This is a genomic window from Kitasatospora sp. NPDC057904 (assembly GCF_042887925.1).
Taxonomy (GTDB): Bacteria; Actinomycetota; Actinomycetes; order Streptomycetales; family Streptomycetaceae; genus Kitasatospora.
Map to the genome: position 1 here is coordinate 77,694 of NZ_JBHVOL010000029.1, position 9,078 is coordinate 86,771.

Genomic DNA, 9,078 nt, shown 5'->3' on the forward strand with positions numbered 1-9,078 from the left:
CCGACGCCGCAGCCCCAGCCGCCGCCTCGGAGTCCGCCGGCGACTCCGCCCGCTCGCCCGGGGCGAGCGGCGCCGTCCGCGCGGTCAGACCGTCGCGATCGGTGGCCTCCGGACGGATGACGGGCCGACCCCAGCGCGGCCGGGCGACCTGCCCGGGCTTGGTGCCGCCCCGGCGGGCGCCCTTGCCGGAGGTGGCGCCGGAGCGGCCGGGCTTGCCCCCGGAGTTGCCCGAGGAGCGGGGCGGATTGTTGCGGGTCACTGGGAGGAGTCCTTGCTGCGGTCGGAGGTCGCACCGGCGCTCGCGCCGGTCCGGTCGGAATCCTTCGACTCTACGGCCTTCGGCGCCCGCGGCTCGCCACGGCGGACGGCCCCCGGCGCCGACCAGGCCTTCTGCGGCCGGCGCCGCTCGGAGGACTCCAGCTGCCACGGCACCGAGGTGACCATCACACCGGGCTTGAACAGCAGCCGCCCCTTGAGCCGCAGCGCGCTCTGGTTGTGCAGCAGGTGCTCGTACCAGCGGCCGACGACGTACTCGGGGATGTAGACCGACACCACCTCGCGCGGGCTGCTGCGGCGCAGGTTCTTGACGTAGTCGAGGACCGGCCCGGTGATCTCGCGGAACGGCGAGTCCAGCACCTTCAGCGGCACCTCGATCCCGCGCTCGTCCCACTCCCGGCGCAGCGCCTCGGTGTCCGCCGGGTCGACGTTGACCGAGATGGCCTCCAGCGTGTGGGGGCGCGCGAGCCGCGCGTACGCGAGGGCGCGCAGCGCGGGCTTGTGCAGCTTGGAGACCAGGACGACGGCGTGCACCCGGGTGGGCAGCACGACGTCGTCGGGCTCCTCGGCGGCGCTGAGCTCCTCGGAGACGCGGTCGTAGTGGCGCCGGATGCCCTTCATCATCACGAACAGCACGACCATCGCGGCGATCGCGATCCAGGCGTGGCCGATCTTGGTGACCAGGACGACGATCAGCACGGCCATGGTCATCACCAGGCCGAAGGTGTTGATGGCCCGGCTGCGCTGCATGCGGCGGCGCTCGGCCGGGTCGGTCTCGGTGCGCAGCAGCCTGGTCCAGTGCCGGATCATGCCGGACTGGCTCATGTTGAAGGACACGAAGACGCCGACGATGTAGAGCTGGATCAGCCGGTTGGGGTCGGCGTCGAAGGCGATGACGAACAGGATCGCCGCGATCGCCAGCAGGATGATGCCGTTGGAGAAGGCGAGCCGGTCGCCGCGGGTGTGGAGCTGGCGGGGCAGGTAGCGGTCCTGGGCGAGGATCGAGCCGAGCACCGGGAACCCGTTGAAGGCGGTGTTGGCGGCGAGCACCAGGATCAGGCCGGTGACGGCGGCGACGAAGTAGAAGCCGGGGGTGAAGTTCGAGAAGACGGCCTCGCTGATCTGGGCGAGGGCGGTCTTCTGGTGGTAGTCGGGCGAGGAGCCGACGAGCTGCTCGACCGGGTTCTCGGCCATCTGGACGCCGGTGAGCCGGGCCAGCCAGATGATGCCCATGAACATCACCACGGCGACGCCGGCCATCATGAGCAGCGTGGTGGCCGCGTTCTTGCTCTTGGGCTTGCGGAAGGCCGGCACGCCGTTGGAGATGGCCTCGACGCCGGTGAGCGCGGCGCAGCCGGAGGAGAACGACTTGAGCAGCAGGAACACCATCGCGAACCCGGCGAGCGATCCGTTGCCCGGGGTGGCGACGAGGTGGAAGCCGGAGCTCTCGGCGGGCATGTCCTGGCTGAGCGCGAAGTGCCGGAAGAACCCGTAGCAGACCATGCCGACGACGCCGATCATGAACGCGTAGGTGGGCACGGCGAAGGCGGTCCCGGACTCCCGGACACCGCGCAGGTTCATGCCCATCAGCAGCACGATCACGATGACCGACAGGGTCAGCTCGTGGCCGCGCAGCGAGGGCACGGCGGAGACGACGTTGGCGACGCCGGAGGTCGTGGAGACGGCCACGGTGAGGACGTAGTCGACCATCAGCGCGCTCGCGACGACCAGGCCGGCGGCCGGGCCGTGGTTGACGGTCGCCACCTCGTAGTCGCCGCCGCCGCTCGGGTAGGCGTGGACGTTCTGCCGGTAGGAGGCGACGACGGCGAGCATGACGATCGCGACGACGAGGCCGATCTGCCAGGAAAAGTGGATGGCGGACGCGCCCGCTACCGACAGGGTGAGCAGGATCTCCTCGGGGGCGTAGGCCACCGAGGAGAGCGCGTCCGAGGCGAAGACGGGGAGCGCGATCCGCTTCGGCAGCAGCGTCTCGCCCAGTTTGTCGCTCCGCAGGGCGCGCCCGATCAGCAGGCGTTTCGGAAGGTCAGTCGGCATAGGCACGTTAAGGAATCGTAGGGGTTTGCCGACAGGGCTTGCGCCGAACTCCCCACCCTTCGTCGCGACTGTGTTCGGTGGACCGGCTAGCGTGTCGGATACGAGCCGGTGGGCAACACTCTGGTTGTCGCGCCGGTACCGAACAGGACGCTCGCCCCGGCCACCGGGGCGGGAGAGGGAGATGAACGGTGTTTGCGCAGGTCAAGAACCCAACGGATCGGGTGAGGTAGCGCCGGTGCACATCGTCATCATGGGCTGCGGCCGCGTGGGCTCGGCCCTCGCGAGAGCGTTGGAGAAACAGGGCCACTCCGTCGCGGTGGTCGACCAGGACCCGACGGCCTTCCGCCGCCTGGGCGCCGGGTTCAACGGCCGCCGGGTCACCGGTGTCGGCTTCGACCAGGACACCCTGCGCGAGGCGGGCATCGAGGAGGCCGGCGCGTTCGCCGCCGTCTCCAGCGGTGACAACTCCAACATCATCGCGGCGCGGGTCGCCCGGGAGACCTTCGGTGTGGAGAACGTCGCCGCCCGGATCTACGACCCCCGACGTGCCGAGGTCTACCAGCGCCTGGGCATCCCGACCGTGGCCACGGTCCGCTGGACCGCCGACCAGATGCTGCGCCGGCTGCTGCCGAGCGGCGCCGAGCCGCTGTGGCAGGACCCGAGCGGCAGCGTCCAGCTGGCCGAGGTCGCCTACGACCCGCGCTGGGTCGGCCGCCGCCTGGCCGAGCTGGAGGAGGCCTCGGGCTCGCGGGTGGCGTTCGTCACCCGGCTCGGCGAGGGCCTGCTGCCCACGCCGCAGACGCTGCTGCAGGAGGGCGACCTGGTGCACGTGATGCTGCGCCGGGCCGACCTGACGGCCGTCGAGGCCGCGTTCGCGCAGGGACCGAAGGAGGAGGGTCACTGATGCGGGTCGCCATTGCCGGGGCCGGTGCCGTGGGCCGCTCGATCGCGGGCGAGCTCCTGGAGAACGGGCACGAGGTCCTGCTGATAGACAAGAACCCCAACTCCATCTCGGTGGAGCGGGTGCCGCTGGCGGAGTGGCTGCTGGCCGACGCCTGCGAGATCACCTCGCTGGACGAGGCGGCCCTTCAGCGCTGCCACGTGGTGATCGCCGCGACCGGCGACGACAAGGTCAACCTGGTCGTCTCGCTGCTCGCCAAGACCGAGTACGCGGTGCCGCGGGTGGTCGCCCGGGTGAACAACCCGAAGAACGAGTGGCTCTTCAACGAGTCCTGGGGCGTGGACGTCGCCGTCTCCACCCCGCGCCTGATGTCCGCGCTGGTCGAGGAGGCGGTCAGCGTCGGCGACCTGGTCCGCCTGATGCGCTTCAGCCAGGGCAACGCCAACCTGGTCGAGCTGACCCTGGCGGCCGACACCGAGCTGGTCGGCACCCGGGTGGGCGACGTCGCCTGGCCGCCGGACACCGCGCTGGTGACGATCATCCGCGAGGGCCGGGTGCTCGTGCCCGGCAAGGACGACACCCTGGAGGGCGGCGACGAGCTGCTGTTCGTCGCGGCGCAGGAGCGCGAGGAGGAGCTGGAGGATCTGCTCTCGGCCACCTCCGGCGCCCAGTAGCCGGCACTCCCGGCGGCGTCCGACACGGCGTCCGACACGCACGAAGGGCCCGCACCCCGTCCGGGGTGCGGGCCCTTCGTGCACCGGGTTCGTGCACCGGGTCGGGCCGGCTACTTCGCCGGCTCCTCCTCCTCGTCGTCGTCCAGCGGCGCCTTGATCGGCGGCGGCGCCTTCAGCAGGATCTGCCAGGTCACGTACATCGCCAGCAGCAGCGGCGGGATGCCGAGCGCGACCTTCAGCCAGCCGAGCAGGTTGACGTTGTGGGTGAAGTACAGCGGGAAGAGGATCACCGGCTTGATGCCCATGATCACGACCCAGGCCCAGGTCGCCTTGGTGTAGGCGCGCAGCCGGCCCGGGTTCTCCTTGCGCCAGGTGAACATCTCGCCGGTGATCGGGCCGAGCATCAGGCCGATCAGCGGCCAGCGCACCAGCGCGGAGACCGCGAGCCCGATGCAGTAGCCGACGTTCCACAGCAGGCCGGGCAGGTAGAAGTCCTCGGCCCGGCCGCTCTTCATCGAGATCCAGGCGCCGATGGCGACGCCGAACACCCCGCTGAACGCGTGCTGGACGGTCTCCCGCTTCGCCAGCCGGACCACCACGAACAGGGCGCTCAGCGCGAGCGCGGCCCACGCGGCGGCACTGACCTGGTGGGTGATGTTGTACGTGACGATGAAGACCAGGCCGGGCAGCGTCATGTCGACCATGCCGCGCACGCCGCCGAAGGCCTGCAGCACGGTGTCGGCGGCCTCCTTCGAGGCGGCGGCCTTGCGGGCGGCCTCGGCGGCCTCCGGGTCGAGCTCCTGGCCGGTGGCCGGTGCGGCGGCGTCGACCGACCGCGCCAGGCCTTCTGCGGCGTCCTTCGCGGCGGCGTCCTGCCAGGCCGCCACGTCGGCGGCGTTCAGGTCGAGCCGGGCGGCGTCGCCGCCGGGGTGGTTGCTCACGCTCATTCGCTCCCGTGTCCAACCGGACGCAGCTCGTAGCGGGGGTTGAACAGCACGCGGCGCCCGCGTGCGTGGCTGATCCGACCGCTGGCGACGAGCCGGCGGCCCGGCTCTATGCCCGCGATCGAGCGGCGGCCGAGCCAGACCATGTCCAGCGCCTCGGTGCCGTCGAAGAGCTCGGCCTCCAGGGCCGGCACCCCGGCCCGCGGGCGCAGCGTCACCGTGCGCAGCGTGCCCGCCACGGTCACCAGATCGCGGTCCGCGCAGCCGGCGATCGGCGTGCAGCCCGACTCGGCCGCGCTCTCCTGGCGCAGCTCCTCGGCCCGCAGCTCCTCGGCCGACGAGGTCAGCCGGCTGAGCATGCGGCGGAAGCGGCCCTGCGGCTGGTCGCTGCTGTTGTCACCACTCATGCGGGAAGGGTACCGGTTTCCGGGCCCCCGGCGGCAGGCCGGACGATCGCCGCCGGGGCACGGGGTGGCCGTGCGGGGCCCGGAAACCGGGCGGGCCGTCAGCTCTCGAAGCGGTAGCCCATGCCCGGTTCGGTGATGAAGTGGCGCGGGTGCGAGGGGTCGTGCTCCAGCTTGCGGCGCAGCTGGGCGAGGTAGACGCGCAGGTAGTTGGTCTCGGTGCGGTAGGCCGGGCCCCAGACCTCCTGGAGCAGCTGGGTCTGGCTGACCAGCCGGCCGGCGTTGCGCACCAGCACCTCCAGCAGATGCCACTCGGTCGGGGTAAGCCGGACGTCGGTGCCGTCGCGGTTCACCTTCTTGGCGGCGAGGTCGACGGTGAAGCTCTCGGTGACCACGAGCGAGTCGTCCTCGCCGGCCACCGGCTCGGCCCGGCGCACGGCGGCGCGCATCCGGGCGAGCAGTTCGTCCATGCCGAACGGCTTGGTGACGTAGTCGTCGGCGCCGGCGTCCAGCGCCTCGACCTTCTCGTCGGAGGCGTGCCGGGCCGACAGCACGATGATCGGCACCCGGGTCCAGCCGCGCAGCCCGCGGATCACCTCGACGCCGTCCATGTCGGGCAGGCCGAGGTCGAGGACGACGACGTCGGGATGGCGGGCGGCGGCCAGTTCCAGGGCGCTCGCGCCGTCATGGGCCGCGTCGACCTCGTACTTGCGGGCCTTGAGGTTGATCACCAGCGCGCGGACGATCTGCGGTTCGTCGTCCACGACGAGGACCCGGGTCATATACGGGCTCCGCCTTTCAGGGCTGTGTCGGGCTTGCGGGCGTGGGACTTGCGGACGGTGGTGCGTGCGGACCGTGGTGCAGACGGACGGGAAGTCGGTGTCCGGGTGTCACGTGACGAGCCGGGACAGCGGGTCGTGGTCGTCGCCGGACGGCTCGCCCGGTTCCGGGGGCCGCTCGACGGCGGGCAGGGTGACGACCATGGTGAGGCCGCCGCCCGGGGTGTCCTCGGCCGTGACGGTGCCGTTCATGGCCTCCACGAACCCGCGCGCCACGGCGAGCCCGAGGCCCACCCCGGCGCCGCGCGGCGCGTCCCCGTACCGCTGGAACGGCGCGAAGATCCGCTCCTTGGCATCCTCGGGCACGCCGGGGCCGCGGTCCACCACCCGCAGCTCGACCCGTCCCGGCCCGCCCGGCGGGTGCAGCGCGTCGGCTTTGACCAGCACCTTCACGCCCTCCGGGCTGTACTTGACGGCGTTCTCGATCAGGTTGGCCAAGGAGCGCTCCAGCAGCCCGCCGTCGGCCCGGATCATCGGCAGCGTCTCCGGAACGTCCAGCCGGACGGACTCCAGCGGGACGCCGCCGAGCGCGAACGGCACGACCTCGTCCAGGTCGGTCTCCTGGATCAGCGGGGTCACGGTGCCGGTCTGCAGCCGGCTCATGTCCAGCAGGTTGTTGATCAGGTGGTCGAGCCGGTCGGCCCCGGCCTCGATCCCGGCCAGCAGCTCCGCCTCGTCCTCCGGGGCCCACTCGACGTCCGCCGAGCGCAGCGACGTGACGGAGGCCTTGATGCCGGCCAGCGGCGTGCGCAGGTCGTGCGAGACGGCGGCGAGCAGCGCGGTGCGGATCCGGTTGCCCTCCGCCTCCCGGCGGGCCGCGGCGGCCTCGCGGGCCAGCCGGCGGCGCTCCAGCACCACGGCGGCCTGCGCGGCGAACGCCCCGAGCAGCCGGCGGTCCGCCGCGGGCAGCACCCGGCCGCGCAGCACCAGCGCGAGGCTCTCGCCGACGGGGACGTCCACGTCGGCCGCCTCCGGGCGCTGCGGCGGGTGCGGCCCGGCGGCGGCGACCGGCACCCAGGCGCCGAGCGGGTCCGGGCGCTCCAGCAGCGCGGCGCTCTCCTGCCCGAAGGTCTCGCGCACCTGCTCCATCAGGGCGGTCAGCACGCCGTCCCCGTTGGGCGCGCCGCGCAGGACCGTACCGGCCAGCGCGCTGAGCGTCTGGGCCTCGGTCTGGCTGCGGGCCGCCTGGAGGGTGCGGCGGGCCGCCAGGTCCACGACGGAGGCGACCGAGATGCCGACGATGGTGAATATGGCCACCGCCATGATGTTCTGCGGCTGGCTGATGGTGAACGTGTGGATCGGCGGCGTGAAGTAGTAGTTCAGCACCGAGGAGCCGACCAGCGCCGACCCGATCGCCGGCAGCAGCCCGCCGACCAACGCGGCGAGGACCGTCAGCGACAGGAACAGCAGCATGTCGGTGGACAGGCCGAGGCCGCCGATCGCGGTCAGCGCCAGCGCCAGCAGCGGCGGGCCGACCAGGCCGATCAGCCAGCCGGCCACCGTCCGGGTGCGGCCCAGGTCGGTGATCCGCCGGATCGGGATCCTGCCCCGCCCGCTCCCGGCGTGCTCGTGGGTGACCATGTGGACGTCGATGTCCCCGGCCTCCCGGGTCACCGTGGTGCCGACGCCCGGCCCGTAGACGTACTGCCAGCCGGGGCGGCGGCTCGTGCCCAGCACGATCTGGGTGGCGTTCACGCCCCGGGCGAAGTCCAGCAGCGCCACGGCCGGGTCGTCGCCCAGGACCGCGTGGAACGTGCCGCCCAGGCTCTCGACCAGCGACCGCTGCTCGATCAGCATCTGCGGGGACTGGTCGGTGCCCGCCAGCCCGTCCGAACGGGAGATGTGGACGGCCATCAGCTCGCCGCCCGACGTCCGGGCCGCGATCCGGGCGGCGCGACGGATCAGCGTCGCCCCCTCCGGCCCGCCGGTCAGGCCCACCACGATCCGCTCCCGGGCCTGCCAGATGCCCTCGATGCCCTGCTCGGCCCGGTACTTCTGGAGGTACTCGTCCACCCGGTCCGCGGTCCACAGCAGCGCCAGCTCGCGCAGCGCCGTCAGGTTGCCCGGACGGAAGTAGTTGCCGAGGGCGGCGTCGATCTTCTCCGGCGCGTACACGTTGCCGTGGGCCAGTCGGCGGCGCAGGGCCTGCGGGGACATGTCGACCAGCTCGATCTGGTCGGCCCGCCGCACCACCTCGTCCGGCACGGTCTCGCGCTGCCGCACCCCGGTGATGCCCTCGACGGTGTCGCCGAGCGACTCCAGGTGCTGGATGTTGACCGTGGAGATCACGTCGATCCCGGCCGCCAGCAGCTCCTCGACGTCCTGCCAGCGCTTGGCGTTGCGGCAGCCGGGGATGTTGGTGTGCGCCAGCTCGTCGACCAGCGCCACCTGCGGGCGGCGGGCGAGGACGGCGTCCAGGTCCATCTCGGAGAACCTGGCACCCCGGTGCACCACCTGCTGGCGCAGCACGACCTCCAGCCCGGCGACGAGGTCGGCCGTGTTCCGCCGGCCGTGGTCCTCCACGAACGCCACGACGACGTCCGTACCGCGCTCCTGCCGCCGGTGCGCCTCCGCCAGCATGGCGTACGTCTTGCCGACCCCGGGGGCGGCCCCGAGGTAGATGCGCAGCCTGCCACGTCCCATGAGCACCATTCTTGATCCGGCCCGGTCCGGGAGCCACCCCCGGACACCTGTTCCCCTCCCCCTTCGAGACTACGGCGTGGGAGACGATTTTCCGCTGATCCGTGCACTGAGCATGCTGTTTTAGCGGCATATTGACGGTGCCACAGCCCGTCGGCCGGCCTGTACTCGCCAACCGGCGGGAACCCGTGCACGGACTGTCCGGAAACGCGAAGAACCCCCATCCGGAAACCGGATGGGGGTTCATTCTGAAGAATTGTTCGGCGGCGTCCTACTCTCCCACAGGGTCCCCCCTGCAGTACCATCGGCGCTGTGAGGCTTAGCTTCCGGGTTCGGAATGTAACC

Annotated in this window: 7 protein-coding genes and 1 rRNA gene; 2 read left to right on the forward strand and 6 right to left on the reverse strand. The window is 72.1% G+C overall.

The features are described from left to right. Nucleotides 1-255 precede the first annotated feature (255 nt). On the reverse strand, nt 256-2,331 hold the full coding sequence (locus ACFVSN_RS39930; RefSeq protein WP_387603022.1) for an APC family permease: 2,076 nt from the start codon (nt 2,329-2,331) through the stop codon (nt 256-258). A gap of 235 nt (nt 2,332-2,566) precedes the next feature. On the opposite strand from ACFVSN_RS39930, the gene ACFVSN_RS39935 reads away from it, so the two are divergent. Beyond that, entirely contained in the window at nt 2,567-3,235 is a 669-nt protein-coding gene (locus tag ACFVSN_RS39935) for a potassium channel family protein (RefSeq protein WP_380444494.1), read from the forward strand. After that, entirely contained in the window at nt 3,235-3,906 is a 672-nt protein-coding gene (locus ACFVSN_RS39940; protein ID WP_380444493.1) for a potassium channel family protein, read from the forward strand. The genes ACFVSN_RS39935 and ACFVSN_RS39940 overlap by 1 nt, the downstream gene beginning before the upstream one ends. Before the next feature lie 110 nt (nt 3,907-4,016). Here ACFVSN_RS39940 and ACFVSN_RS39945 read toward each other — a convergent pair whose 3' ends face one another. The 5 genes from ACFVSN_RS39945 to rrf all read right to left on the reverse strand — a co-directional run. Next, a complete protein-coding gene (locus ACFVSN_RS39945; RefSeq protein ID WP_387958341.1) occupies nt 4,017-4,847 on the reverse strand; it encodes a DUF3159 domain-containing protein in 831 nt (276 codons plus the stop codon). 2 nt (nt 4,848-4,849) lie between these two features. Continuing rightward, nucleotides 4,850-5,257, reverse strand: a complete 408-nt coding sequence (locus ACFVSN_RS39950) for an OB-fold nucleic acid binding domain-containing protein (RefSeq protein ID WP_329931199.1) — start codon at nt 5,255-5,257, stop codon at nt 4,850-4,852. A 98-nt stretch (nt 5,258-5,355) separates the two neighbouring features. Then, on the reverse strand, nt 5,356-6,036 hold the full coding sequence (locus ACFVSN_RS39955; RefSeq protein WP_380449017.1) for a response regulator: 681 nt from the start codon (nt 6,034-6,036) through the stop codon (nt 5,356-5,358). A 108-nt stretch (nt 6,037-6,144) separates the two neighbouring features. Next, nucleotides 6,145-8,736 carry an ATP-binding protein gene (locus ACFVSN_RS39960; protein ID WP_380449018.1) on the reverse strand — a complete coding sequence of 864 codons (2,592 nt, stop codon included), beginning with the start codon at nt 8,734-8,736 and terminating at the stop codon, nt 6,145-6,147. Between the two features lie 255 nt (nt 8,737-8,991). Next, nucleotides 8,992-9,078 (reverse strand): 5S ribosomal RNA (rrf, locus tag ACFVSN_RS39965); the annotation flags it as partial.

Excerpts from the sequence above, each read along its gene's own strand:
- ACFVSN_RS39960 (WP_380449018.1), bottom strand. The coding sequence starts at position 8,736 with ATGGGACGTGGCAGGCTGCGCATCTACCTCGGGGCCGCCCCCGGGGTC.
- ACFVSN_RS39940 (WP_380444493.1), top strand. The coding sequence starts at position 3,235 with ATGCGGGTCGCCATTGCCGGGGCCGGTGCCGTGGGCCGCTCGATCGCG.
- ACFVSN_RS39955 (WP_380449017.1), bottom strand. The coding sequence starts at position 6,036 with ATGACCCGGGTCCTCGTCGTGGACGACGAACCGCAGATCGTCCGCGCG.
- ACFVSN_RS39930 (WP_387603022.1), bottom strand. The coding sequence starts at position 2,331 with ATGCCGACTGACCTTCCGAAACGCCTGCTGATCGGGCGCGCCCTGCGG.
- ACFVSN_RS39950 (WP_329931199.1), bottom strand. The coding sequence starts at position 5,257 with ATGAGTGGTGACAACAGCAGCGACCAGCCGCAGGGCCGCTTCCGCCGC.